This window comes from Streptomyces sp. NPDC096132 (assembly GCF_044763345.1).
Classification (GTDB): Bacteria; Actinomycetota; Actinomycetes; order Streptomycetales; family Streptomycetaceae; genus Streptomyces.
In genome coordinates this window covers 16,257-41,059 of sequence record NZ_JBIWGA010000015.1, presented here as the reverse complement: position 1 = coordinate 41,059, position 24,803 = coordinate 16,257, and the positions used below count along the sequence as shown (strand labels likewise).

The 24,803-nt window shown below is 70.8% G+C and carries 23 protein-coding genes and 1 tRNA gene; 12 read left to right on the top strand and 12 right to left on the bottom strand.

Translation table 11 applies throughout. The features are described from left to right. The first annotated feature begins 41 nt into the window (after positions 1-41). Complete coding sequence (locus ACIRF9_RS31430) at positions 42-1,436, top strand: FG-GAP repeat domain-containing protein (RefSeq protein ID WP_403828900.1); 1,395 nt, start codon at positions 42-44, stop codon at positions 1,434-1,436. A gap of 185 nt (positions 1,437-1,621) precedes the next feature. Further along, positions 1,622-2,920 (top strand): class I SAM-dependent methyltransferase, encoded by a 1,299-nt coding sequence (locus tag ACIRF9_RS31425; protein WP_403828897.1) that lies wholly within the window; start codon positions 1,622-1,624, stop codon positions 2,918-2,920. 47 nt (positions 2,921-2,967) lie between these two features. Here ACIRF9_RS31425 and ACIRF9_RS31420 read toward each other — a convergent pair whose 3' ends face one another. Both ACIRF9_RS31420 and ACIRF9_RS31415 read right to left on the bottom strand, forming a co-directional pair. Next, positions 2,968-5,496, bottom strand: a complete 2,529-nt coding sequence (locus ACIRF9_RS31420; RefSeq protein WP_403828894.1) for an ABC transporter permease — start codon at positions 5,494-5,496, stop codon at positions 2,968-2,970. Continuing rightward, a complete protein-coding gene (locus tag ACIRF9_RS31415; RefSeq protein ID WP_403828892.1) occupies positions 5,496-6,296 on the bottom strand; it encodes an ABC transporter ATP-binding protein in 801 nt (266 codons plus the stop codon). Before ACIRF9_RS31415 ends, ACIRF9_RS31420 begins: the two co-directional genes overlap by 1 nt. 397 nt (positions 6,297-6,693) lie before the next feature. Here ACIRF9_RS31415 and ACIRF9_RS31410 point away from each other — a divergent pair. The 3 genes from ACIRF9_RS31410 to ACIRF9_RS31400 all read left to right on the top strand — a co-directional run bounded on the left by ACIRF9_RS31410 (position 6,694) and on the right by ACIRF9_RS31400 (position 9,239). Beyond that, positions 6,694-6,777 (top strand) — tRNA-Leu (locus tag ACIRF9_RS31410). Positions 6,778-6,956: 179 nt separating this feature from the next. Continuing rightward, positions 6,957-8,132 carry a 4-hydroxybenzoate 3-monooxygenase gene (locus ACIRF9_RS31405; protein ID WP_403828889.1) on the top strand — a complete coding sequence of 392 codons (1,176 nt, stop codon included), beginning with the start codon at positions 6,957-6,959 and terminating at the stop codon, positions 8,130-8,132. Between the two features lie 219 nt (positions 8,133-8,351). Beyond that, the gene (locus tag ACIRF9_RS31400) at positions 8,352-9,239 is read left to right on the top strand and encodes a Bax inhibitor-1/YccA family protein (RefSeq protein ID WP_403828887.1); all 888 of its coding nucleotides are present in this window, start codon (positions 8,352-8,354) and stop codon (positions 9,237-9,239) included. A 62-nt stretch (positions 9,240-9,301) separates the two neighbouring features. Here ACIRF9_RS31400 and ACIRF9_RS31395 read toward each other — a convergent pair whose 3' ends face one another. Further along, positions 9,302-9,529, bottom strand: a complete 228-nt coding sequence (locus ACIRF9_RS31395; protein ID WP_403828884.1) for a DUF4287 domain-containing protein — start codon at positions 9,527-9,529, stop codon at positions 9,302-9,304. 104 nt (positions 9,530-9,633) lie between these two features. Here ACIRF9_RS31395 and ACIRF9_RS31390 point away from each other — a divergent pair, with 104 nt between their 5' ends. After that, positions 9,634-9,945 (top strand): hypothetical protein, encoded by a 312-nt coding sequence (locus tag ACIRF9_RS31390; protein WP_403828882.1) that lies wholly within the window; start codon positions 9,634-9,636, stop codon positions 9,943-9,945. A 118-nt stretch (positions 9,946-10,063) separates the two neighbouring features. On the opposite strand, the gene ACIRF9_RS31385 is transcribed toward ACIRF9_RS31390, so the two are convergent. Both ACIRF9_RS31385 and ACIRF9_RS31380 read right to left on the bottom strand, forming a co-directional pair. Next, positions 10,064-10,855 (bottom strand): hypothetical protein, encoded by a 792-nt coding sequence (locus ACIRF9_RS31385; RefSeq protein ID WP_403828879.1) that lies wholly within the window; start codon positions 10,853-10,855, stop codon positions 10,064-10,066. Between the two features lie 284 nt (positions 10,856-11,139). Continuing rightward, positions 11,140-12,360: an acetyl-CoA C-acetyltransferase gene (locus ACIRF9_RS31380; RefSeq protein ID WP_403828876.1), complete on the bottom strand. Its 1,221-nt coding sequence runs from the start codon at positions 12,358-12,360 to the stop codon at positions 11,140-11,142. Positions 12,361-12,709: 349 nt separating this feature from the next. Between ACIRF9_RS31380 and ACIRF9_RS31375 the strand changes: the two genes are divergently transcribed. From ACIRF9_RS31375 to ACIRF9_RS31360, 4 genes are all read left to right on the top strand, one after another. Then, on the top strand, positions 12,710-13,111 hold the full coding sequence (locus ACIRF9_RS31375; protein ID WP_403828874.1) for a hypothetical protein: 402 nt from the start codon (positions 12,710-12,712) through the stop codon (positions 13,109-13,111). 2 nt (positions 13,112-13,113) lie between these two features. Continuing rightward, the gene (locus ACIRF9_RS31370; RefSeq protein ID WP_403828872.1) at positions 13,114-13,539 is read left to right on the top strand and encodes a hypothetical protein; all 426 of its coding nucleotides are present in this window, start codon (positions 13,114-13,116) and stop codon (positions 13,537-13,539) included. 269 nt (positions 13,540-13,808) lie between these two features. Beyond that, entirely contained in the window at positions 13,809-14,918 is a 1,110-nt protein-coding gene (locus ACIRF9_RS31365; protein ID WP_403828869.1) for a C1 family peptidase, read from the top strand. Between the two features lie 50 nt (positions 14,919-14,968). Further along, on the top strand, positions 14,969-15,484 hold the full coding sequence (locus ACIRF9_RS31360; protein WP_403828867.1) for a hypothetical protein: 516 nt from the start codon (positions 14,969-14,971) through the stop codon (positions 15,482-15,484). 55 nt (positions 15,485-15,539) lie between these two features. Here the strand turns inward: ACIRF9_RS31360 and ACIRF9_RS31355 are convergent, their stop codons facing one another. Both ACIRF9_RS31355 and ACIRF9_RS31350 read right to left on the bottom strand, forming a co-directional pair. Next, on the bottom strand, positions 15,540-15,866 hold the full coding sequence (locus ACIRF9_RS31355; RefSeq protein ID WP_403828865.1) for a protease inhibitor I42 family protein: 327 nt from the start codon (positions 15,864-15,866) through the stop codon (positions 15,540-15,542). 111 nt (positions 15,867-15,977) lie between these two features. Further along, on the bottom strand, positions 15,978-17,015 hold the full coding sequence (locus ACIRF9_RS31350) for an SGNH/GDSL hydrolase family protein (protein ID WP_403828862.1): 1,038 nt from the start codon (positions 17,013-17,015) through the stop codon (positions 15,978-15,980). A gap of 149 nt (positions 17,016-17,164) precedes the next feature. Here ACIRF9_RS31350 and ACIRF9_RS31345 point away from each other — a divergent pair, with 149 nt between their 5' ends. Then, positions 17,165-18,553 carry a cystathionine beta-synthase gene (locus tag ACIRF9_RS31345; RefSeq protein ID WP_403828859.1) on the top strand — a complete coding sequence of 463 codons (1,389 nt, stop codon included), beginning with the start codon at positions 17,165-17,167 and terminating at the stop codon, positions 18,551-18,553. Between the two features lie 383 nt (positions 18,554-18,936). Here ACIRF9_RS31345 and ACIRF9_RS31340 read toward each other — a convergent pair whose 3' ends face one another. The 5 genes from ACIRF9_RS31340 to ACIRF9_RS31320 all read right to left on the bottom strand — a co-directional run bounded on the left by ACIRF9_RS31340 (position 18,937) and on the right by ACIRF9_RS31320 (position 22,765). Beyond that, positions 18,937-19,362: a hypothetical protein gene (locus ACIRF9_RS31340; RefSeq protein ID WP_403829432.1), complete on the bottom strand. Its 426-nt coding sequence runs from the start codon at positions 19,360-19,362 to the stop codon at positions 18,937-18,939. Positions 19,363-19,485: 123 nt separating this feature from the next. Next, positions 19,486-20,418 carry an ABC transporter substrate-binding protein gene (locus tag ACIRF9_RS31335; protein ID WP_403828856.1) on the bottom strand — a complete coding sequence of 311 codons (933 nt, stop codon included), beginning with the start codon at positions 20,416-20,418 and terminating at the stop codon, positions 19,486-19,488. Positions 20,419-20,428: 10 nt separating this feature from the next. After that, the gene (locus ACIRF9_RS31330) at positions 20,429-21,091 is read right to left on the bottom strand and encodes an ABC transporter permease (RefSeq protein WP_403828852.1); all 663 of its coding nucleotides are present in this window, start codon (positions 21,089-21,091) and stop codon (positions 20,429-20,431) included. Position 21,092: 1 nt separating this feature from the next. Then, complete coding sequence (locus tag ACIRF9_RS31325; protein WP_403828848.1) at positions 21,093-21,734, bottom strand: ABC transporter permease; 642 nt, start codon at positions 21,732-21,734, stop codon at positions 21,093-21,095. After that, positions 21,731-22,765 (bottom strand): ABC transporter ATP-binding protein, encoded by a 1,035-nt coding sequence (locus tag ACIRF9_RS31320; RefSeq protein WP_403828846.1) that lies wholly within the window; start codon positions 22,763-22,765, stop codon positions 21,731-21,733. Before ACIRF9_RS31320 ends, ACIRF9_RS31325 begins: the two co-directional genes overlap by 4 nt. Positions 22,766-22,922: 157 nt before the next feature. On the opposite strand from ACIRF9_RS31320, the gene ACIRF9_RS31315 reads away from it, so the two are divergent. Then, positions 22,923-24,791, top strand: coding sequence for an aromatic amino acid ammonia-lyase (locus ACIRF9_RS31315; RefSeq protein ID WP_403828843.1), 1,869 nt, complete (start codon positions 22,923-22,925; stop codon positions 24,789-24,791). Positions 24,792-24,803: the final 12 nt, after the last annotated feature.

Here is a 24,803-nt window from a genome sequence, read left to right as displayed (position 1 = left end):
GGGGACCGGCCCGCCCGGTCCCGTGCGCACGCAGGAGACGCATGTTCACGCGCAGGACGTCCCGCCCGCTCCGGCTCGCTCTCGCGACCGCGACCGCCGTGTCCCTCACGGGCGGCGGGCTGCTGGCCCTCTCGGGGACGGCCGCGGCCGCGCCCGCGAAGTACGCCGACGACTTCAACGGCGACGGCTACCGGGACTACGCCCAGGCATCCCTCGGCGGTTCCTTCACCGTGACGTACGGGACGGCGACCGGTCCCGGCACCGTGACGAAGACGTTCACACAGAACAGCTCGGGCATTCCCGGGACCTCCGGGGACGCCGGCGGCTTCGGGGACACCTTCGGCGAGGACCTGGCCGCCGCCGACCTGAACCGGGACGGCTACGCCGACCTCGCGGTCACCGACTTCACCGAGAAGGTGAGCGGCAAGGTCAGCTCGGGAGCGGTCACCATCATGTGGGGCGCGAAGTCCGGCCTCGGCACCAAGGCCACCCGGCTCCCCGTCGGCGCCGTCACCCACCGGGGCTTCGGCAAGGCCGTCGAGACCGGTGACTTCAACGGCGACGGCAAGGCGGACCTGGCGGTCGTGGACTCCATCAACACCACCTACATCTTCCGGGGCGGCTTCTCCAAGACCGGGACGACCGGCAAGGTCACCAAGCACCGCCTGCCCCTGAGCTCGCCCGACATCCTCGAACCCGCCGGACTCGTCGCCGGGAAGGTCACCAAGGACAAGGCCACCGACCTGTACGTCCTCGGCCAGGGCTACCGCAACGACAAGATGACCCAGGACGCCTGGTTCCTGCGCGGAGGCACCACCGTCAAGCCCGCCGCCAAGGTCACGCCGATCAACAACGCGGGCACCGACTACAGCCCCACGGGCGTCATCGCGGACTTCGACAAGAACGGCTACGGCGACCTGGCCGTCGGCGACACCCGCTACGACAACGGCGCCGGCTCGGTCGTCGTCGTCCGCGGCGGGGCGTCCGGCCCCACCACCAAGTACCGGCTCACCCAGGCCACTTCGGGCGTCGCCACGGCCGCCACCAAGAACGACGGCTTCGGCGGCGCGCTCTCCGCCGGCGACACCAACCGCGACGGCTACCCGGACCTCGCGGTGAGCTCGGAGGAGGAGAAGGTCGGCTCGGCCGCCTCGGCGGGCGGCGTCCACATCCTGCGCGGCGGTTCGAAGGGCCTGACCGGCGCCGGTTCGCAGTGGTTCACCCGCGCCACCGCCGGAGTACCGGGCGACCCCGCGGCGTACGAGAGGTTCGGGCTGAACCTCCGGCTGCGCGACACCGACCAGGACGGCGACGCGGACCTGGTGATCGGCGACGACGACTACGAGCAGACGAGCCTGCTCCTCCCGGGCGGCGCCTCGGGTGTCACCACCGCCGCCGTGACGGAGCTGGGCGTGTGGCCGAGCTTCCCGCAGTGACGCGGGAGGAGGACGGTCACTTCCGCAGCGGGGCCCGGCCGGGTTTGAGTCGCCGTACTCATCCGTCCCTGGTCACCTCGGTGGAGTTTGCGCAGCCGTGACGCGCGTGGGGGACTGCGTGCGCAGCCCCCAGGTGTTTACGTGGAGACCGGACATTCGGGATCACCGTCACGGAGGTGTGCTCCATGACCGACGCCGCGCCGCGGCTCCACGCCCTGGTCGAACAGTTGCTGGGAGTTCCGCTCCCGGTGCGCATCCGCGCCTGGGACGGTTCGCAGGCGGGCCCGCCCGACGCGCCCAGCCTGGTCGTGCGCAACCGAAGGGCCCTGCGCCGCCTGCTGTTCAAGCCCGGCGAGCTGGGACTCGCCCGTGCCTGGGTCGCGGGGGACCTGGAGATCGAGGGCGACCTCTTCCTCACCCTCGATCTGCTCTCGGGCCTGATCTGGGAGCGGGACGAGGACGCCCGTACCCTCGGCCAGGCCCTGCGCGACCCGCAGTTCCGCACGGCCGTCGGCGGCCTGCTGAAGCTCGCCGGACCCCCGCTCCCGCCGGCGCCGCCCCCGGAGGAGGTCCGCCGCACCCGGCACCTCCACACGAGACGCACCGACCGACGCGCCATCAGCCACCACTACGACGTCGGCAACGACTTCTACGAGATCGTCCTCGGCCCGTCCATGGTGTACTCCTGCGCCTACTGGCCCCACCCCGACGCCGGCCTCGAAGAAGCCCAGCGCGACAAACTCGAACTCGTCTGCCGCAAGCTCGCCCTGACCCCCGGTCAGCGACTGCTCGACGTCGGCTGCGGCTGGGGATCCATGGCCGTCCACGCCGCCCGCGAGCACGGGGTGCGCGTCGTCGGGATCACCCTCTCCCAGGAGCAGGCGGCCTACGCCCGCAAGCGCGTCGCCGACGCCGGTCTCACCGACCGGGTCGAGATCCGGGTGCAGGACTACCGGGACGTCGGCGACGGGCCGTACGAGGCGATCTCGTCCATCGGGATGGCCGAGCACGTCGGCGCCGAGCGGTATCTGGACTACGCGACCGATCTGTACGAGCTGCTCGCGCCCGGCGGACGGCTGCTCAACCACCAGATCTCCCGGCGCCCCCAGCGCGACGAGTCCACCTACCACCTCGACGGGTTCATCGACTCCTACGTCTTCCCGGACGGCGAGCTGGCCCCCGTGGGCACCACCGTCACCCAGCTCGAACGGGCCGGCTTCGAGGTCCGTGACGTCGAGTCCATCCGCGAGCACTACGCCCTCACCCTGCGCCACTGGGTCGCCCGGCTGGAGGACGACTGGCAGCGCGCCGTCCGGCTCACCGGCCCCGGCCGGGCCCGCGTCTGGCGGCTGTACATGGCCGCCTGCGCCGTCGGGTTCGCACGCAACCGCATCGGCGTCAACCAGGTCCTCGCCGTCAGGACACCCGAGTCCGGCGGCTCCGGGATGCCGCTGCGCGCCCGTACCTGGACCGAGAACGCATGAGAACGGGGCCCCGTGCACCACGGCATGGGGCCCCGACCGGTCGTCCGCTACTCCGACTTGATCACAGCCAGCATGTTCAGCCGGGACGCCCGCCGGGCCGGCCACAGCGCCGCCAGGACGCCCACACCGGCGGCCAGCAGCAGGAACACGGCCATCCGGCCCCACGGCAGGACGAGTTCGTACGTCGCCATCCTCGTGCCGATCAGCTCACCGGCCGCCCAGCCGAAGAACACGCCCAGACCGATGCCCAGCACCCCGCCGAACAGGGAGATGACGAGGGACTCCAGACGGACCATCCGCTTGACCGAGCGGCGGTCCAGGCCGATCGCCCGCAGCATGCCGATCTCCTGCGAACGCTCGAAGACCGACATCGCCAGGGTGTTGATCACCCCGAGGACCGCGACGATCACGGCCATGGCCAGCAGGCCGTAGAGCATGTTCAGCATCAGCGTGAACATCTTCGCGATGCTGTCGGACAGGTCCTTCTTGCTCTGCACCTGGATGGCCGGGTTGGAGCCGAGGGCCTTCTCCAGCCGGTCCTTGGTCCCGTCCGAGGCGCCGCCGGACGTCTTGACCATGACCTGCATGTCGGCCGGGTCCTCCTGGTGCGGCGAGAGCGCGGAGGTGTCGAGCAGGATGCCCGAGATCAGCTCGTTGGCCTGGTAGACCCCGGCGACCGTCAGCTTCTGCTTCGCGCCGTCCTCGTAGGAGACGGTGAAGCCGGAACCGGCCTTCCAGCCGTGGACCTTCGCCGTGTCCTCGTCCACGACGACCCGCGTGCCGCCCACCTCGAAGCTGCCGTCGTCGACCGCGAGGTCGGTGAGCTCGCCGAAGGCTGCGCCGTTGACGCCGGTGAGGTACTCGGTCGTGTCGTCGATGCGGGCGGGCGCGTTGCGCATCGGACTGGTGGTGGTCACGCCGTCGGTCGCCTTCAGCTTCTCCTCGACGTCGGGGGAGAGTTCGTTGCCGTTCGCCATCGACACCACGTAGTCGGCGCGGATCGCCGAGGACGCCATCTTGTCGATCGACTTCTGCAGGCTGCCCGCCATCACCGTCATCCCGGTGATCAGGGTGAGGCCGATCATCAGCGCCGAGGCGGTGGCGGCCGTACGGCGCGGGTTGCGCACCGAGTTCTGCCGGGCCAGCTTGCCGGAGACCCCGAAGATCCGCAGGACCGGTGCCGCGGCCGCGATCAGCGGGCGGGACAGCAGCGGGGTCAGGATGAACACGCCGACGATCAGCAGGACCGCGCCGAGTCCCATGGGGGCCTGGCCGTCGGAGCCGTTCATCGTCGTGGCCGTCAGGACCACCGCGACGCCCGCCGCCGAGAACAGCGCGCCCAGTGTGTTGCGCAGCACCAGCGACCTGGTGGTGGCCTTGGCGTGCACACTGCTCATCGCCGCGACCGGCGGGATCTTCGCGGCCCGGCGGCCGGGCAGCCACGCGGCCAGCACGGTGATCACGACGCCGACGGCGAGGGAGGCCCCGACCGTGCCGGGCGAGACCACCAGCGGGCCGTCGGGGACGGTCGCGCCGAGCGTGTTCAACAGCGCCCGCAGTCCCGCGCCGATGCCGATACCGGCCAGCAGACCGGTCACGCCGGCCACCACGCCCACCACGAACGCCTCGATCAGCACCGACCGCGTCACCTGCCGGCGCGAGGCGCCCACGGCCCGCAGCAGCGCGAGCTCCTTGGTGCGCTGGGCGACCAGCATGGTGAAGGTGTTGGCGATGATGAACGTGCCGACGAACAGCGCGATCCCGGCGAACACCAGCAGGCCCTGCTTCAGCCCGCTCATCGAGGCGGAGATCGCCTTCGCCTGGTCGTCGGCGAGCTCCTGGCTGGTGATGGTCTCCACCTCGCCCTTCGGCAGGGCGGCGTCCAGCGCGGCCTTCAGCGCGGCCTGCGAGGTCCCGGCGGCGGCCTTCACGTCGATCTCGTCGTACGTGCCGGTCTTGCCGAACAGCCGCTGCGCGGTGGCCGTGTCGAACAGGGCGAGGCTGCCGCCGGCCGCGACATTGCCGTCGTCGGTGGTGAAGATGCCGGTGATCCTCGGGGTGAGGACCGGCCCGTCGACCGAGATCCGTACGGTGTCGCCGACCTCGTAGCCGGCCCGCCGGGCGGTCTCGGAGTCGATGACGACCTCGTCCGCGCCGTGCGGGGCGGCCCCCTCCTTCAGCGGGTACCGGGTGTCCTTGTCGCCCCAGTAGTTGCCGCCCTGGGACTGGAAGCCGCCGCCGACGAGCTTGCCGTCCTTGTCGGCGATGGCGGTGAAGCCGCTCACGACGCCCACGGCGGAGGCCGCGCCGGGCACCTTCGCGCTCTGCTCGCGCAGCGCCTCGGTCAGCTCGGACGTCTTGCCGATGCGGTCGCCGACGTCCTCCTGGGCCTCGGCGGTGACGGCGACGTCGACCTGGTCGAAGCCCTTGGCGGAGCTGTTCTGCAGGGCGTTGGACAGGGTGTTGGTGAAGACGAGCGTCCCGGACACGAAGGCCACGCCGAGCATCACGGCGAGGACGGTCATCAGGAGCCGGGCCTTGTGCGCGAGGACGTTGCGCAGGGCGGTGCGGAACATCAGCTGGTCCGGCCCTTCGCGTCGAATTCGGGGGTCTGGGGGGTTCCCCCGGAAAGACGCAGCATCCGGTCGAGGACGGAGTCGGCCGTCGGCCCGTACACCTCGTCGACGATCCGCCCGTCCGCGAGGAACACCACCCGGTCCGCGTACGCCGCCGCCACCGGGTCGTGGGTCACCATCACCACCGTCTGGCCGAGCTCGCGCACGGAGTTGCGCAGGAAGCCGAGGACCTCCGCGCCGGAGCGCGAGTCGAGGTTTCCGGTCGGCTCGTCGCCGAAGATGATGTCGGGCCGGGAGGCCAGGGCGCGGGCGACGGCGACACGCTGCTGCTGACCGCCGGAGAGCTGGGCGGGGCGGTGGCTCAGCCGGTCCTTGAGGCCGACCATCCGGATGACGTTGTCCAGCCACTCCTTGTCCGGTTTACGCCCCGCGATGTCCATCGGAAGGGTGATGTTCTCCAGCGCGGTCAGCGTCGGCAGCAGGTTGAACGCCTGGAAGATGAACCCGATCTTGTCCCGGCGGAGCTTGGTGAGCTGCTTGTCCTTCAGCGAGCCGAGCTCCGTCTCGCCGATCCGCACGGACCCGGACGAGAAGGTGTCGAGGCCGGCCACGCAGTGCATCAGCGTGGACTTGCCGGACCCGGAGGGGCCCATGATCGCGGTGAACTCGGCCTGCCGGAAGTCGACGGAGACCCGGTCCAGGGCGACCACCTGGGTCTCGCCCTGCCCGTAGATCTTCGACAGGTCCGTGGCACGTGCGGCCACGGTGGTGGTCCGTTCGGCGAGGGGGCTGGTGGTCACGGGAAACGCGCTCCTGACGGGACGATGGTGGGGGTCTCTTGGGGACTCGAACCATCGTTCCGGTGGACGGCGGGCCTGTAGTCAGTCGCTGTTCCGGTTCTGAAGGCAGACTCGGGACGGACCCCGGACCGCCGTGTCATACCTGGGGATGACCCCCGTCACTGAGAGACGGTTCGTCAAGAACCGGTGGAGCAACCTCGTTCGGGCGGTGAAATTCCGTCATTCCGCATACGCAAGCGGTTGCCGCGCGCCAGGCTACTGGCAAGTGCGGATGGCGAGTTCCAGGTGCTGATGCTCCCTCAGACGTCAATAAAATAAGACAACATCGGTCTGCTCTTCCGCTGTTCGGGGGACGGATCCCGATAGGGTCGGAAGCTCAACGCGGAGCCCAAGGCCTGCCCAGATGGTGGAATGCAGACACGGCGAGCTTAAACCTCGCTGCCCCTTCGCGGGCGTGCCGGTTCAAGTCCGGCTCTGGGCACTTCCGACGCCTCGGGGATCGCTGCATCCTCCATTGAGGCGTTGACCGCCGCACCCCCATCGTTGACACCGGGTGAACCCGGGCGCAGACTCACGCATGGCAAGAGTGAAGAAAACTTCACTACGCGAACACGTGGCGGCGAGGGACGCCCGCGCGTGTCTGTCTGAAGGGAAAGCCCGATGCGCACCACCGTCGGCATCATCGGCGCCGGCCCCGCCGGCCTGCTCCTCGCCCGTCTGCTCCACAACGCCGGCATCGACTCCGTCGTGCTGGAGAGCCGCGACCGGGCCTATGTCGAGCACCGCCAGCGCGCCGGGATCCTGGAACAGGGCACGGTGGACGTGCTGCGCGCGGCAGGCGCAGGGGAGCGCATGGACCGGGAGGGGCTGCGCCACGACGGCATCGAACTGCGCTTCGACCGCACACGCCACCGCGTCGACTTCCCCGCCCTCACCGGCGGCCGGTCCGTGATGGTCTACGCGCAGACCGAGGTGTGCAAGGACCTCATCGCCCTCCAGCTGAAGGAGGGCGGCCCGCTGCTCTTCGAGGCGGAGGCGCTGGCCGTGGAGGGGGCGGACACCGACAGCCCCCGCGTCCGGTTCCGGCGCGAGGGCGTCGAGGACGTCCTGGAGTGCGAGTACGTCGTCGGCTGCGACGGCTTCTGGGGAGTCTCCCGGAAGGCGATCCCGGCCGAACTGACCCGCGTCTTCGAACGGACGTACCCCTTCGGCTGGCTCGGCATCCTCGCCGACGTACCGCCCTCGCACGACGAACTGGTCTACGCCCGCCACGACCGCGGCTTCGCCCTGCTGTCCATGCGCTCGCCGTCCGTCTCCCGCCTCTACCTCCAGGTGCCCGAGGACACCGACGCCGAGACGTGGGGCGACGAGGAGATCTGGGACGAGCTGGAACGCCGCTTCGAGACCGACGACGACTGGACGCTGGAGCGCGGCCCGATCACCCAGAAGTCGGTCACCCCCATGCGCTCCTACGTCCACGAGCCCATGCGGCACGGCCGGCTCTTCCTCGCCGGGGACGCGGCCCACATCGTCCCGCCGACGGGCGCCAAGGGGCTGAATCTGGCCGTCGGGGACGTGGTGACGTTCGCGAGGGCGCTGACGCACCGGCAGGAGACCGGTTCGGCCGAACTGCTCGACGCCTACTCCGCGACCTGTCTGCGGCGCGTCTGGCAGGCCGAGCGGTTCTCGTACGACATGACGACCCTGCTGCACCGCGCGCCCGACGCCACCCCCTTCGAGGACCGGCTCCAGCTGGCCCGGCTGGAGCGGATCGCCTCCTCCCGCGCTGCCGAGACCGACCTGGCCGAGGCGTACACCGGCTTCCCCTTCGAGTGAGGTCCCCGTTCGGGTGAGCGACCGGCCGGTCTCCGACCGGTTCCGGCCAGGTCGCAGGTTGGTCATGAATGAGGCCCTCCGCCACCGGGAATCAGGACGCCACGTAGCGTGTTGCGCAGCACGACGAGGGAAAGATCCTCCCCAAGCACTAGGGTCAATCCTTTGCCTACCTATTACTCTTGACGCCAAGGCCACGCTGTGTGGCCATGGAGGAGTGAAATGAGGAGCAGAAACCCGGTCTTCTCGCGACGGGGGTTCAGCCGCGACAACGGCTACGCGGGCTTCAACGCCGCGCCGCAGGCCGGGGGCCCCGCTGTCGGCACGCAGGCCAACCCGTACGCCCAGCAGGCGGGCAACCCCTACGCGCAGAACCCTTACGCCCAGCAGGGCGTGGGCGCCCCGCCGCAGGCCCCGGTCACCCCGGGCGCCATGACCATGGACGACGTCGTCGCGCGCACCGCGACCACGCTCGGCACCGTGGTGGTCACGGCGGTCCTGTCCTGGCTGCTGCTGCCCGTCGACGAGGCCAACCTCGGCAAGTCCTACGGCATCGCCGTCGGGGCCGGCCTGGTCGCGATGGTGCTGGCCCTGGTCCAGTCCTTCAAGCGCCGCCCGTCCCCCGCGCTGATCCTGTCGTACGCCGCCCTCGAGGGCGTCTTCCTCGGCGTGATCTCGGCCGCGGTGTCCACGTACATCGCGAACGGCGTGGTCGCCCAGGCGGTCCTCGGCACCATGGCGGTCTTCGCCGGCGTGCTCGTGGCGTACAAGGCGGGCTGGATCCGCGTCAACCGCCGCTTCTACGGCTTCGTGATGGCCGCCGCGCTCGGCTTCGTCCTGCTGATGGCCGTGAACCTGCTGTTCACCGTCTTCGGCGGCGGCGACGGCCTCGGCTTCCGCAGTGGTGCCCTCGGCATCGTCTTCGGCGTCATCGGCATCATCCTCGGTGCCTGCTTCCTCGCCCTGGACTTCAAGCAGGTCGAGGACGGCATCACCTACGGCGCCCCGCGCGAGGAGGCATGGCTCGCCGCCTTCGGCCTCACGCTGACGCTGGTCTGGATCTACATGGAGTTCCTGCGCCTGCTGGCGATCCTCAACAGCAACGACTGACCGTCGTGAGCGCGTGAAAGGGCCCCGGGGACAACCCCGGGGCCCTTCGCCGTCTGCGCGCCCTACAGGAATTTGCGCGCTGCCCTCCTCAGCTCGTACTCGTGGATGATCGCCTTGGCGTGGCCGTACGCGAGGTTGTGTTCGTGACGCAGCCAGCTGACCTTCTCCTCGAAGCGGAGAGCAGGGCCTTCGTCGACGGTGCGCAGCCAGTCGGAGACTTCACGACCGGTGCAATGAGGGATGCGGGCGAGCATATTGCGGTGGGTCTCCTCGGAGAGGACATGGGACATCGGCGCCTCCGGTTGCAAAGGGGATGTAAGCCGGTCCTTCAGGTCACGGTGCCTGAGCGTTCGCGTGTTGGCAACAGTCCCGGTGCGACGCGTACGCTCACGACGTGGTTGATACGACGTCACTGACCCGTGCGGTGGATCACTTCGCCGATCGTTTGCGTGCGGCGCCGCAGAGTCGGTTGCAGCGGAGCGCTGCCGCGGAGGCGCTGGCGCTGGCCCGGCGGTTGGCTCAGTGGGCGCAGGCCATCGAGGAGCCCGGTGTCGAACTCCGGGAGATGCCGGATGCCGGGATGTTCGCCGCGGCTGATCAGATCACCGTGGCTGTGCATGATCTGGCGGTTGTGCTGACCAGTGAGGCCGAGGTGAGTGAAGCGGTGCGGGTTGTCGAGGAGGCGCAGAAGAGGGCGGGGGTCTGAGGTGCGTTGGCGGCCAGCGGTTCGTGGTGGCTGGTCGCGCCCACGCGGCGGAGCCGCAAATCGATACAGCCCCGCGCCCCTGAGGGGGTTGCAGTCCCCTGCGCCCCGAGCGAGGCCGTCAGAGGCTCGCTATGACCCTGTCCGCCAGGATGTAGACGTTCTCCTCGCCGCACGCGAAGGTCAGGGTGTACGCGCCCGAGATGCCCGAGCCGCCCAGCAGGAACGGGGTTTCGCCGGCTGTCAGGGCGGCGCTGAGGCGGTCCGCCGTTTCGCGGTGGCCGGGGGTCATGCACAGGGTGGTGCCGTCGGCGAAGACGTAGACGTCGAGGGTGCCGAGCGGGCCGGGGCGGACGTCGGTCAGCTCGATCCGGGACGCGGCCAGTTCCTCGAGGGTGGCGACCGTGCGCTCGTGGTCGTTCACGACCGGTGACTGGACCGGGACGAAGTCGGGGTGGGAGGGGTGACGGCGGCGGGCCGCGGCCAGCTCGGGCGACTCCCCGGTGAACTCGTCGGCGTCCGCGGTCGGCTCGGTCACCGGCTCCAGCGGCTCCAGGCCCACGAAGTCGGCCTGACGCGGCAGGAACAGGTCGGTGTCCGGCAGACCCAGCAGGGAGGGGGCGTCAGAGGCGTCACGGGCCTCCTGGGCGGCCCAGAAGGCGCGTGCCTCGGCCAGTTCCCGCTCCCGCTCCTCCGCGAGCGCCTCGGCGACGGCGGCGCGTATCTCGTCGGTGTCGGCCGTGGTGCGGGCGGCCGGCACGAAACCGCGCGCCTCAGCCGCGTGGTTCGCGGCGAGCTGGGCGTGCAGAGCGGCGACCTGCCGGCGCAGCTGCATGAGGGTGCGCAGGACGGCGACGCCCACGGCGCCCGTGGCGGCCGTGGTGACCAACAAGGCGATCGGCATGGCGCTCACTGACGTACTCCCGGTTCAAAGTCGACCCCCGACTTCCTACATCAGCTTGAAGGGCGGACTATCCAGCTGTCAGTGCGTAACGTCACGAAACGGACAGGATATGGGGTCGGGGGTTTGGTGGTGAAAGGCGCTGAGCTGCGTAAATCCCTGAGAGAGGGAGATAGGTCACATCCTGGGGGAGATTGGATCACAAAACGGCCCGGAGTCCAGGTGTTTCCCGGACTCCGGGCCATGGCGTGACGGCAGGTGCCGAAACGGTTACGCAGAGGCTCTCGGCGCGCGGGTCAGCTGAGGCGCTCGATGACCATCGCCATGCCCTGGCCGCCGCCGACGCACATCGTCTCCAGGCCGAACTGCTTGTCGTGGAACTGGAGGGAGTTGATGAGCGTGCCGGTGATGCGGGCGCCCGTCATGCCGAAGGGGTGGCCGACGGCGATGGCGCCGCCGTTGACGTTCAGCTTGTCGAGGTCGATGCCGAGGTCGCGGTAGGAGGGGATCACCTGGGCGGCGAACGCCTCGTTGATCTCGACCAGGTCGATGTCGTCGATGGTGAGGCCGGCGCGGCGCAGCGCCTGCTGCGAGGCCTCCACCGGGCCGAGGCCCATGATCTCGGGGGAGAGGCCCGAGACGCCGGTCGACACGATGCGGGCGAGCGGGGTCAGGCCCAGCTCGCGGGCCTTGGTGTCGGACATGATGACGACCGCGGCGGCGCCGTCGTTCAGCGGGCAGCAGTTGCCGGCCGTGACGAGCCCGTCGGGGCGGAACACCGGCTTCAGACCGCCGACGGCCTCCATGGTGACGCCGGCGCGCGGACCGTCGTCCTTGGAGACGACGGTGCCGTCCGGGAGGGTCACCGGGGTGATCTCGCGCTCCCAGAACCCGTTCTTGATGGCTTCCTCGGCGAGGTTCTGCGACCGTACGCCGAACTCGTCCATGTCCTGGCGGGTGACGCCCTTGAGCCGGGCGAGGTTCTCCGCGGTCTGGCCCATCGCGATGTAGGCGTCGGGGGCGAGGCCGTCCTCACGCGGGTCGTGCCAGGTGGTGCCCTCCTGCTGCGCCACCTCCGCCGTGCGGGCCTCGGCCTCGGCGAAGAACGGGTTGCGCGTGTCCGGCAGGCTGTCGGAGTTGCCCTTGGTGAAACGGGAGACCATCTCGACACCGGCCGAGATGAAGACGTCGCCCTCGCCGGCCTTGATGGCGTGCAGGGCCATGCGGGACGTCTGCAGCGACGAGGAACAGTAACGGGTGATCGTGCAGCCGGGGAGGTGGTCCATCCCCATCTGCACGGCCACGATCCGGCCGAGGTTGTTGCCCTGCTCGCCACCCGGCAGACCGCACCCGAGGTGCAGGTCGTCGATGTCCCGCGGGTCCAGCTCGGGGACCTTGGCCAGGGCCGCCTGGATGATCGTGGCGGTGAGGTCGTCCGGGCGCAGATCCTTCAGCGAGCCCTTGAAAGCGCGTCCGATGGGGGAGCGGGCGGTCGAAACGATCACTGCTTCGGGCATGACGGCTCCATTGGCGTTCGTACGGGGTTCTTCAGGCAGGGCTGGTTGGGAAGTTACCCGGACGTACCTTCGGGGTCACCGGTGTCGCGGTGTGACTCTGACCGCACTTTCTAAGCGCTTGCTTGGGTGTGGCGACCGCTGATGCCGGATGTCCTCGACCGCCTTATTGTGGTTATTGGTGCGCCTGATCCCCATGTGGTGAATGTGTCCGCCGGGGCGTGGAGCCCCCTCCGCGGGCCACCCGGCTCTCCGACCGTACCGCCGGCGTCCCCCCGCGCTCCGGCCGCGCCCGCGCACCCCTCACGCACTTCCCCACCACCTGCCGTGTCAACGGACAAGGGAGGAAAGGATGAGCGACAACGCGCTGCGCAAGCAGCCCGATCCCACCGGCGACTTCGATCTCGAAGCCGCGTCGCAGCGGACCGACACCGATCTCTGGGCGGCGTTCCACGCGGCCCAGGGCGCCGAGTCACCGCGGAACGGCGGTCCCTCTCCCGGCTCCGCCGCCCTGACGGACGAACAACTGCCGCCGGACGACGAGCCCATGGACCTCACACCCCTGCGCCGGCGGTTCGCAGGGCAGCCGGAAGCCGACGAGCCACGGCCGACCGACCCGACGTCCGCCTTCGGTGACACCCCGTCGGTGTCCCGGGGCGCGGCCGACGGGACGTCGGACTACCAACTCCCCGCGGACGACGGCCCCTTCGACCGCAGGCCGCTCCGCGTCCGGTTCCAGGAAGGAAGGCGCTGATCATGGAACTCCGCATCCGCAACCGGTACCACCTGACCGTCTCCACCTGCATCCTCTTCTACAGCCCCGACACCTGCGCCGACTACGGACAGTGGGGGACGCGCGGCTGGTGGAACATCCCGCCCGGCGGCGAGGCGTACGTCCTGGACACGAACAACACCTGGTCCTACATCTACGGGGAAGCCTCCGACGGCACCCTGTGGACCGACGAGAACGGACCCCGGATCTACGTCCGCGAGGAGGCCTTCGACTCCTGCCTGCTGATCGGTGACACCCAGAGCCGCATCGTGGGCACGGTCAAGGTCCGGTCCGGCATCGTCAACCTCAACCCGGCGACCAGAGCCGTCACGGCGCTCCCGGCCGCCGTGGCCGGCCAGCCGGAGCTGTCCGCCTCCGGCCGTCCGGCGGGGCTCACGGGACGGCGCTGAGCGAACCTCCGTCATCCCAACGGCCCAACAGCGCACACCACGCGCCCGGCGCGTGGTGTGCGCCTGCCGTTGGCGGGCGCCGCGCTCCAGGAGCCTGCCCGGGGGAGGGAACGGCCGCTCTCGAGTGGCGAACACCCGTGCGGCGATGTCCACTGATTCCCGTTGGCGAAGCCGCCGAGCCGCCCATCGGGGCCGCTTCGGACCGCCCCGCCTCAGCGGGCCTCCTTCGCCCCACCCTCACCCTCCCCCCGACCTCGAAAGGCGTTCGCATGCCTGTGAACGAACCGATCGATCTGGCAGAGCTCAGAGCGACCCTGGAAAACGCCGGCAACCCCTGGCGATCGAGCAGCAACTCCATGACGCGGCTGACCGAGGAGCAGCGCGTCATCCGGCTCGGCGTACCGGTCGACGAGACCGAGCACGCCGAGATCATGGCGGCCCGGGAACAGCACCGGGAGGCCGCGCGGGAAGCCGCGGCCCAGGCGGCGGAGCTGCCCGCGGCGTTCGACCTGCGCTCCATCGGCGGTCTCGACTACACGACCCCCGTGAAGGACCAGAAGGACTGCGGTTCCTGTGTCGCGTTCGGCACGGTGGCGACCATGGAGCACGTGCTCCGCTACGTCGACCGCGCGCCCCATCTGCCGGCCGACCTCTCCGAGGCCCACGCGTTCTTCGGGCACGGCCGTGCGGCCGGGGCCACCTGCGACACCGGCTGGCTCCCCGAACCCCTGCTGGAGAAGGCCCGCGACGCGGGCATCACCTTCGAGGACTACTTCCCCTACGCGCCGAAGGACCAGGACGGCAGCAAGATCAACCCGGACTGGCCCAACCGCCGCGCCAACGTCGTGAACTGGACGAACGACACCAACGACCCAGTGGCGATCAAGCGCAACATCGCCACCTACGGGTCCGTCGTCGCCTGCCTCTTCGTCTACCAGGACTTCTTCAGCTACGGCGGAGGCGTCTACCGGCACCAGAGCGGTGACCTCGCCGGCGGTCACTGCGTCTGTCTCGTCGGCTACGACGACGCGCAGGCCTGCTGGATCGCCAAGAACAGCTGGGGCACCGACTGGGGCGAGCAGGGCTACTTCCGGATCGGCTACGGCGAGGCCGGCATCGAGAGCTGGCACACCTGCGGCGTCCAGGAGGTCAGCCTGCGCGCCTGGCTCGCCGACCAGCGCATCCTCGGCCTGTGGAGCAACGAGGCCGACGCCAACGTGTGGGCCTACGGAGAGCTCCGCGGCTGGGTGAGCCTCGGCAGCAACGTGCCCACGACCGACCTGGCGATGCTCGCCGAACTCGCCGCCTCCAAGTCCGCCGGAGCCAAGGTGGGCCTCTTCGAGGAAAACGGCAGAGTCCAGCAGGTCTACGCCTGGTGAGCACCCCGACGAGCAACCAGACCGTACGCGACAGCAGGAGTGGGTACACGATGAGTCCGCAGCAGACGAGCACGCTGGAAGCGCCCTCCGCCAGGGCACGTACCGGATACGGCGCGACCACCGCGGCCATGGACGGTGTCGGCAGGCCGGTCATGCCGCCGCCCGGTGTGGACGTGGGTCTCTCGGCGATACCGGTCACCGAGTTCGGCAAGCCGAAGACCGACGCCATGGCCGTCCGGTTCGAGGAGACGACCGTCGGCGAGGCCCGGCCCCTGGTCCACCCCGACGCCAGGGCGACCGAGCAGGCCATCCAGGCCATCGCGGCGGGCGGGTCCGTCTCGGGTGTGTGGACCCAGAACGTCATGGTCGACGGCATGTGGTCGATCGACCAGGCGCGCAACGCGCACCTGCACGTCAAGGGCGGGGTGTGGAAGAAGCTCTACAACGGGTCCGACGCCGCCTTCACGGCCCTGACCGTGCTGGCGTCCCAGGCCCGTCAGACGGGTCGGCCCATCTCCTTCCGCGAGGAGACGGACGGGATGGTCCACGAGATCTATCTGTGGTGATCCCACCCGGCATCCCCGGCAGGGCCGTCCCGAGGCGGGGCGGCCCTGCCCGCGGTCAGCCTCCGGCGTCGGCGCCGCCGGCCGAGATCCGGACGTCGACCCGGTCCTCGACGTGGTCCTCCCAGGGCCGCTTCAGCACCAGCACGACCAGCCCCTCGCCGACCGCCGTCGGCCGGATGCGCACGATCCGCCTCCCCCCGGCCCCGGGCGCAGGGCGTCCCGGCGCCTCGTAGGCGTCGCCGGTCACCTCCACGGCACCGTCGACCCGCTGGACCGACCAGAGGTAGCCGGTGCCGGCGTTCTCCGGGAGCTGCACCACGACCTCGTCGCCCAGGGACACCCGGACCTCGGAGACCGGTGGTGAGACGCGCACCTCGCCCATCGCACACCCTGCCTCTCGGGCACGTCCTGTCCCACCGCGGACCGCGGCCGGACACTCTCATCCTGCCCACGATCGGCGAACCCCGCCGCCCGGAACGCCGCCGGGCGTCCCTCACGACGTCGGGGTCGCGGGGGTCGGCTCCGGCTCCGGGACCCTCCGGCGCCTGCGACGCTTGAGGAGGGCCCAGGGCCCCCGGGGCCCGGTCGGCATGGCCGCCGTGACCTCCGTACCGGCCTCCGAGGCCGCCTCGGCCGCGGCCCGGGCCACCGGCAGGAAGCCCTCGCGGCGGGAGACGTCCGGGCGCTCCTCCTCCGCCGGCCAGAGGCCGAGGGCGGCGCACACGGTGGGGAGGACCGCCATGGCGGCCGTCGCGTACCCCTCGGCGGAGGGGTGGTAGTGGTCGGGTCCGAACAGCTCGCGGGGGTTCGCCTCGAACTCGGGGCCCAACAGGTCGCCCAGTGACACCGTGCGGCCGCCCTGTTCGATCACTCCGATCGTCTGGGCGGCCGCCAGCTGGCGGGAGGCTCTGCGGGCCAGCCAGCGCAAGGGCTGCGGGACCGGCTCGATCGTGCCGAGGTCGGGGCAGGTGCCGACCACCACCTCCGCGCCGGCCGTCCGCAGCCGTCGTACCGCGGCGGACAGATGCCGTACCGAGCGCGTCGGCGGCATGCGCTGGGTCACGTCGTTCGCGCCGATCATGATCACGCAGATGTCGGGCACCTGATCCGGACCGCCGAGGATCAGCGCGACCTGACGGTCGAGGTCGTCGGACTGGGCGCCGGGGAGGGCGACGTTACGGAGTTCCACCGGGCGTTCCGCCACCGCCGCGAGCCCGGACGCCAGCAGCGCGCCCGGTGTCTGGCCGGAGCGGTGGACGCCCTGGCCGGCCGCCGTGGAGTCGCCCAGCAGCACCAGCCGCAGCGGCTCCGCTGCCGGGGTGCCGGGAGCGTCGTACGTCCGTCCGTAGCGGCCGTCGGCGTGCGGGACGCGGGGATGCCCGCCGTTGCCGTTCACGTGGCGCCGGGCCATCTGTGCCTCCGCGATCAGCAGTCCCACGGCCGCCGCTCCGGCCAGGCCGATACCGCCGCCGCCGTAGGCCGCGCCGGCCGCGATGCGCCGGGCCACCCTCGCCCTCGACATGCTCGTCATGCCTCGCCGCCACCTCCTCGTGTCCGTACAACCACTCCTTGCCCCGTACGGACCGTCGGCCAATCTCAACAGGGAGTGAACCTCGCCGCCGGGCCGTAGGCTGGCGTAACCACTACGACCACTGTTTTTGCAAGCAACCGGAGACAACGGTGCAATTCCACGACTCGATGATCAGCCTCGTCGGCAACACCCCGCTGGTGAGGCTCAACAGCGTGACCAAGGGCATCCGGGCCACCGTCCTGGCCAAGGTGGAGTACTTCAACCCGGGCGGTTCCGTGAAGGACCGCATCGCCCTGCGCATGATCGAGGCCGCCGAGCAGAGCGGGGAGCTCAAGCCGGGCGGCACGATCGTCGAGCCGACCAGCGGCAACACCGGCGTCGGGCTGGCGATCGTGGCGCAGCAGAAGGGGTACAAGTGCATCTTCGTGTGCCCCGACAAGGTGTCGACGGACAAGATCAACGTGCTGCGGGCGTACGGCGCGGAGGTCGTCGTCTGCCCGACCGCCGTGGATCCCGAGCACCCGGACTCCTACTACAACGTCTCCGACCGGCTGGTGCGCGAGACGCCCGGCGCGTGGAAGCCCGACCAGTACTCCAACGCCAACAACCCGCTCTCCCACTACCACTCCACCGGTCCCGAGCTGTGGGAGCAGACGGAAGGGAAGATCACGCACTTCGTGGCGGGCGTGGGCACCGGCGGCACCATCTCCGGCACCGGGCGCTATCTGAAGGACGCCAGCGACGGGAAGGTGCAGGTCGTCGGCGCCGACCCGGAGGGGTCCGTGTACTCCGGCGGCTCCGGGCGGCCGTACCTGGTCGAGGGCGTCGGTGAGGACTTCTGGCCCACCGCCTACGACCGGACCGTCGCCGACGAGATCGTCGCGGTGTCCGACAAGGACTCCTTCCAGATGACGCGCCGGCTCGCCAAGGAGGAGGGCCTGCTGGTGGGCGGCTCCTGCGGCATGGCCGTCGTCGCCGCGCTCCGGGTCGCCGAGCGGCTCGGCCCCGACGACGTCGTGGTGGTCCTGCTCCCCGACAGCGGCCGCGGCTATCTCTCCAAGATCTTCAACGACGAGTGGATGGCCGACTACGGCTTCCTGGAGGACGAGGGCCCCAGCGCCCGGGTCGCCGACGTCCTCAACGACAAGGAGCACGGCGCCATGCCGTCCCTCGTCCACATGCACCCGGACGAAACCGTCGGGCAGGCCATCGAGGTGCTGCGCGAGTACGGCGTCTCGCAGATGCCGATCGTGAAGCCCGGCGCCGGTCACCCGGACGTCATGGCGGCGGAGGTCGTGGGCTCGGTCGTCGAACGCGAGCTGCTCGACGCGCTGTTCACCCAGCGGGCCTCCCTCTCCGACCCGCTGGAGAAGCACATGTCCGCCCCGCTGCCGCAGGTCGGCTCCGGTGAGCCGGTCGGCGACCTGATGTCCGTCCTCGGCAACGCGGACGCCGCGATCGTCCTCGTCGAGGGCAAGCCGACCGGTGTCGTCAGCCGCCAGGACCTGCTGGCCTTCCTGGCCAAGGGCGGGAAGTAGGCATGACCGGGGTCCGGGGCCGAAACCTCCGGGAAACCTGCGGTGAACTCCCCCTCCGGCCGCCGAAGTTCCGCTTGCCTACCGAAGTGGTGGACTTCGCGGAAGTGGTACGAGCGTGTCACGTCCGCGCAGCACTCGCTTAACACGCGTCCGGCACATTAGTGGGTGTCGGCAGGGCGGGAGCGGCTCCCCGCCCCGGCCGACAACCGAACGGCGTCACGGACCTCCGGAGCGGCTCCCGGACCTCCACAGACGCCATGGACGCGCAAGCCCGGCCTGACCCGGCCCGCGTCCTTCGCGGGGACCGCCGTCGTCCCGCCCCCCGGCAACGGGGGTGCGGCGGTCCCCGCGCATATCTTTTTTCCGGTCTCTGCAGCGCGTCCTCAGTCCTCCCAGCCGTCCTTCTTCGAGGAGCGGCGATGGGTGCCGAAGAGGCCCGGGTGGGTGCGGGCTGCCTGGACCGCGTTGACGCCGACGATGCCCACCCAGGAGACGATCAGGCCGGGCAGATGCGCGGTGCCCGCGCCGATCGCGGACAGCGGGATCGCCAGCACCAGCGAGACGATGCCGAAGCCGAAGCGCTCACCCCAGGAGTCCGTGGCCTTCGGTGAGCGGGCGTCACGGGCCGTCGCCGTCTGCGCCTGAGCGAACCCCCTGCGCACCCGGCGCTCGACCGCCGCGTCGATGCGCTGGTCGACCTTCTCCAGGAACGAGTCCACCAGCGCGGACTCGTACTCCTCGCCCAGCTCCCTGCGGGTCTGCAGGGTGGCGTCGAGTTCCTTCTTCAGGTCGATGTCGCGCGCGTCCATGGTGGTCTCCCGTCCCGTCATGAACTTCAACGGTAGGCAGCGGGGACACCCCTGGCACTGGGGATAGCCCCCCTGTTCGGGGTCGGGTTCGCCGGGAGGGCGGCGGAGGCGGTTCCGAGGGCCTTACGCGGCCAGGCCGTGCTGCTTGGCGTACGCGTTCGCCACGTCCTCCGGGTCCTTCTTGTCCGTGTCCACCTGACGGTTGAGCTCGGTGAGATGGGCGGTGGTGAGGACGTTGCCGAGCCGGGCGAGGGCCTTGCGGACGGTGGAGTCGGCCTTGCGGTCGGCGACGAGGGGCACGATGTGCTGGCCGGGGATGAGGTTCTTCGGGTCGCTCAGCACCACCCAGTCGTTGTCCTCGATGTCGGTGTCGGTGGTGAAGAGGTTCGCCACGTCGACGTCCCCCTTCTTCAGCGCGCCCTTGACCAGGGGGCCGGAGGAGTCGAGGGACTTGAACTCCTTGAACTCGACGCCGTACACCTCCTTCAGTCCGACCACGCCCACCTCGCGCTTCTTCACCTCGGGGGCGGCGCCGAGGATCAGCCTGCCGTTCTGCTTCCTCAGGTCGGCGAGGGAGCTCAGTCCGTACTTCTCGGCCGTCTCACGGGTGACGGCGAACGCGTCGGCGTCCTCGGCCAGCCCGTACGGCAGGACCTGGAGGCCGGCCGGGAGCGCGATGGTGAGGGCGTTCTGCATCTCGCCCTCCTCCGTCGCCGTCGCCCTCGGGTCCAGGTAGTCGAGCAGGGCGCCCTGGTACTCCGGCAGGAGGTCGATGTCGCCGCCCTTGAGGGCCGGGATCACGATCTCGCGGGTGCCGAGGTTCGGGCGGACCTTCACCTTCACCCCGGCCTGCGTCAGGACGGCCGCGTAGAGGTAGCCCAGTACCTGGTTCTCGGTGAAGTTGGCGGTGCCGATGGTGACCCCGCCCTTGCTGGAGCCGCCGCCGGAGGTGTTCGTACCCTCGCCGTCGAGCGAGGTGATGCCGCTCGCGCAGGCGGAGAGGGCGGGGACGGAGGCCGCGGCGAACAGGCCGCCGAGGAGAGTACGTCGGTTCATGGCGGAGTCCCTATGCGGTGCGGTGACGGAAGAGGTAGCGCTGGAGGCCGGCGAGCAGCAGGTCGAGGGCGACGGCCACCGCGGCGACCAGCACCGCGCCGCCGAGCACCTGCACGAGGTCGCGCTGGGCGAGCCCGTCGAAGACGTAGCGGCCGAGGCCGCCGAAGGAGACGTACGCGGCGATGGTCGCCGTGGCGACGACCTGGATCAGCGCGAGCCGCAGGCCGGTCATGATCAGGGGGAGGGCGAGGGGCAGCTCGACCTGGAACAGGACCTGGTGGCCGCGCATGCCCTGTCCGCGCGCCGCGTCCCGCACGTCCGGGTCGACGGCCGTCATGCCCGCGTAGGTGTTGGTGACGATCGCCGGGACGGCGAGGGCGACGAGCGCCACGTACACCGGCCACATGGACAGACCGCTGGCCAGGAAGACCAGGACGACCAGGCCGACGGTCGGCAGTGCGCGGCCGAAGGACGCGAGGTTGATCGCGAGGAAGGCGCCCTTGCCGGTGTGGCCGATCAGCAGGCCGACCGGGAGTCCGATCGCGGCGGCGACGAGGGTGGCGAGCAGCGAGTACTGGAGGTGCTCGGCGAGGCGGTGGGCGATGCCGTCCGGGCCCGTCCACTGGTCGCCTCCGGCCAGCCATGCGCCCAGGTTCTTGAAGAGTTCGTACATGTCAGGCTCGCCGCCTCTTCCACGGGGTCAGGACGTACTGGAGGGCGACCAGCAGCGCGTCGGCGACGACCGCGAGGAGGATCGTGAGGACCACGCCCGCGATCACCGGGGTCGGGAAGTCGCGCTGGAAGCCGTCGGTGAAGAGCTGGCCGAGGCCGCCGTCGCCGATGTAGGTCGCGACCGAGACGAGAGAGATCGACATGACGGTCGCGATCCTGACCCCCGCCATGATCACGGGGAGGGCGAGCGGGAACTCGACGGTGAGGAGCGTGCGCAGGGGGCGCGTGCCCATCGCCTTGGCCGCCTCCTTGGTCTTCACGGGGACCGAGTCCAGGCCCTCGACCGTGTTCCGCAGCAGCACGACCAGCGTGTAGACGGTCAGGCCGATGACGGTCGTGGTGCGGGTCAGACCGCTGACCGGCAGCAGCAGCACGAAGATCGCGATCGACGGGATCGTGAACAGGACGTTCGAGAGCCCGAGGAGGAAGCCGCGCAGCGGGCGGATCCGGTGCGCGACCACGGCGAGCGGCAGCGAGATCAGCAGGCCGAGGAGGACGGCGGTGAGGGCTGCCTGGAGGTGGGAGAGCGTGAGCGTGGTCAGGTCGTCGGTGTGGCCGGATATCCAGGACCAGTCGATGGTCATGCGGCCACCCGGGCTTCCGCGTGCGCCCGGCCGGCGTGCGCGTGGATGTCGTCGCGGGAGGTGACGCCGGTGAGGACGCCGGCCCCGTCGACGCGGGCGACCAGACCGGTGGGGGAGGCGACGGACTCGTTGAGCGCCGAGAGGAGCGAGTCGGTGTCCTTCAGCGGCCGTACGGGCAGTTCGGCGTCCTTCGCGGCCCAGTGGAGCGGCTTGCGCGCCTCGTCGAGTACGAGGTTCCAGGTGCCGCCCGCGGGAGCCGGGCCCTGCGGGACGTCGGCGAGGGTCTTCAGCGAGAGCAGCTTCAGACCGCGCTCGGCGCCGAGGAAGTCGGCGACGAAGTCGTCGGCCGGGCGGGCGAGCAGCTCGGCGGGCGAGGCGCACTGGACGAGATGGCCGCCGGTGCGGAAGACGGCGATGCGGTCGCCGAGCCGGACGGCCTCGTCGATGTCGTGCGTGACGAAGACGATCGTCTTGTTCAACTCCTTCTGGAGCCGCAGCAGTTCGTCCTGGAGCTGGGTGCGGACCACCGGGTCGACCGCGCCGAACGGCTCGTCCATGAGGAGCACCGGCGGGTCGGCGGCGAGCGCGCGGGCCACACCGACCCGCTGCTGCTGGCCGCCGGAGAGCTGGTGGGGGTAGCGCTTCCCGGCGTCGGCGGTCAGGCCCACGGTCTCGAGGAGCTCGGCGGCCCGGGCACGGGCCTTGCGGCGGCCGTGGCCCAGCAGCAGCGGAACGGTGGCGATGTTGTCGAGCACCGTGCGGTGCGGGAAGAGGCCGGCCTGCTGGATGACGTACCCGATGGAGCGGCGCAGTTCGGCCGCGTCCTGCCGGGTGACGTCCTTGCCGCCGACCTTGATGGTGCCGGAGGTCGGCTCGACCATCCGGTTGACCATGCGCAGGGTGGTGGTCTTGCCGCAACCGGAGGATCCGACGAGGACGGTCACCCCGCCTTCCGGCATTTCCAGGGTGAGGTCGTGGACAGCTGTCGTGCCGTTGGGGAAGCGCTTGTGGACCGCGTCGAACTGGATCATGAGATGTCCCTTGCCCGGCTGTATAACGTCATGCAGAGTTCTTGGTAGCTGAATAGCTTGTCAACGGTTCGGTGTTAATCCGAGGTAACGGATGACCGAGGAGCAAGATCGGATGTCCGGATTGAGGGAAGATTGGTGCCTTATGTCGTCTCGGATCGTGGACACCCCTGAGGCCGCCCCGGCCGGGCACAGCGGACTGGTGGTCCTCGACGGGGTCGCCCTCGGCGTCCTGGACGTCGTACGCCTCGCCGACGGCACCGCGCGGCCGGTGCCCGGGACCGAGGCGATGCGGCGGATGACGGACGTCTGGGACGCGGCCCGGCAGATCGCCGCGACCGGACGCGTCTACGGCCGCTCCACCGGCGTCGGCGCCAACCGGAACGAGGACGTGCCCACCGAGGAGGCCGCCGAACACGGGTTGCGGCTGCTGCGCAGCCACGCCGGCGCCATCGGCGAGGAACTCCCCGCCCGGCAGGTGCGCGCCATGCTCGCCGTCCGCGCCAACCAGCTCCTCGCCGGCGGGGCGGGTCTGCGCCCCGGCGTCGTCACCGCACTGTGCGAGGCCCTGACGAGCGGGGCCCACCCGGTGGTCAACGAGTTCGGCTCGGTGGGAACCGGGGACCTCGCGGCACTGGCACAGGTGGGGCTGGCCCTGGTGGGGGAACATCCCTGGCGCGAGGCTCCCGGCGGGGTGGGTGCTGCTGCCGGGGGTGGCGTCTCGGGTGGGCCGGGTGCTTCTGCCGGAACCGGCGGCTTCGGTGGAACCGGCGCCTCCGGTGGACCGGGCGCTTCTGCCGCAGGTGGCGCCTTTGGTGGGCCGGGTGGCGCTGCCGGGGGTGGCGCCTCCGGTGGGGCCGGTGGCTTCGGTGGGGGTGGCGCCTCCGGTGGGGGTGGTGCCTCCGGTGGGGCCGGTGGCTTCGGTGGGGGTGGTGCCTCCGGTGGGGCCGGTGGCTTCGGTGGGGGTGGTGCCTCTGGTGGGGCCGGTGGCTTCGGTGGGGGTGGTGCGAGCGTCGCGTGGGGCGCCTCCGGTGCCGGGGCCGGTGTGGCCGGCGTGCCCGCGCCGCAGGCGCTCGACAACAACGACGCCCTCGCCCTCATCAGCAGCAACGCCCTCACTCTCGGCCAGTCCGCCCTCGCCCTGCACGAGCTGCGCGGGCTCCTCGAGGCCACCCAGGTCGTCGCAGCCCTGTCCCTGCTGGCCGTGGACGGCTCGCACGAGGCGTACGCCGCCCCCGTGCACGCCGCCCGCCCGCACCGGGGCTCCACCGAGGTCGCCCGCCGGATGCGGGAGCTGATCGGCGCCGAGGACCGCCCCACCCCGCCGCTCGGCCGGATCCAGGACCCGTACGGCTTCCGCTGCCTGCCCCAGATCCACGGCCCCGCGCACGACGCCGCCGACGCCCTGGAAGACGTGCTCGGCATCGAGATCAACGCCGCCGCCGAGAACCCCCTCATCTCCCCCGAGGACCTCACCGCCTACCACCACGGCGGCTTCTACCAGGCCCAACTCGCCCTCGCCCTGGACCACTTCAGGCTCTCGCTGACACAGGTGGCGCGGCTGTCCACCTCCCGCCTCTCCACCCTCAACGAGCCCGCCTACACCCGTCTGCGCCCCTTCCTCGCCGACGACCGGCCCGCCTCCTCCGGCGTGATGATCCTGGAGTACGCCGCCGGCGCCGCCCTCGGCGACCTGCGGGCCTTCTCGGCGCCCGCCTCGCTCGGCCACGCTGTACTCTCCCGAGGCGTCGAGGAACAGGCCAGTTTCGCCTCGCTCGCCGCCCGGCAGACACTGCGTGCGTGCGGCGCGTACCGTCTCGTGGTCGGCTGCGAACTCGTCGCCGCCGTACGGGCGCTGCGCCAGCGCGAGCTGCGGCCCGAGCCGGGACTGCCGGCCGGGCGGGCACTGGAGCTCGCCGAGGCGGTGCTCGACGCGGAACAGGCCGACCGGCCGCTCACGGACGACGTGAGCGCGGCGGCCCGGCTGCTGGACCGGTTCACGGACATCTGGAGGGGGAGCGGGGCATGAGCGGGGAGACCA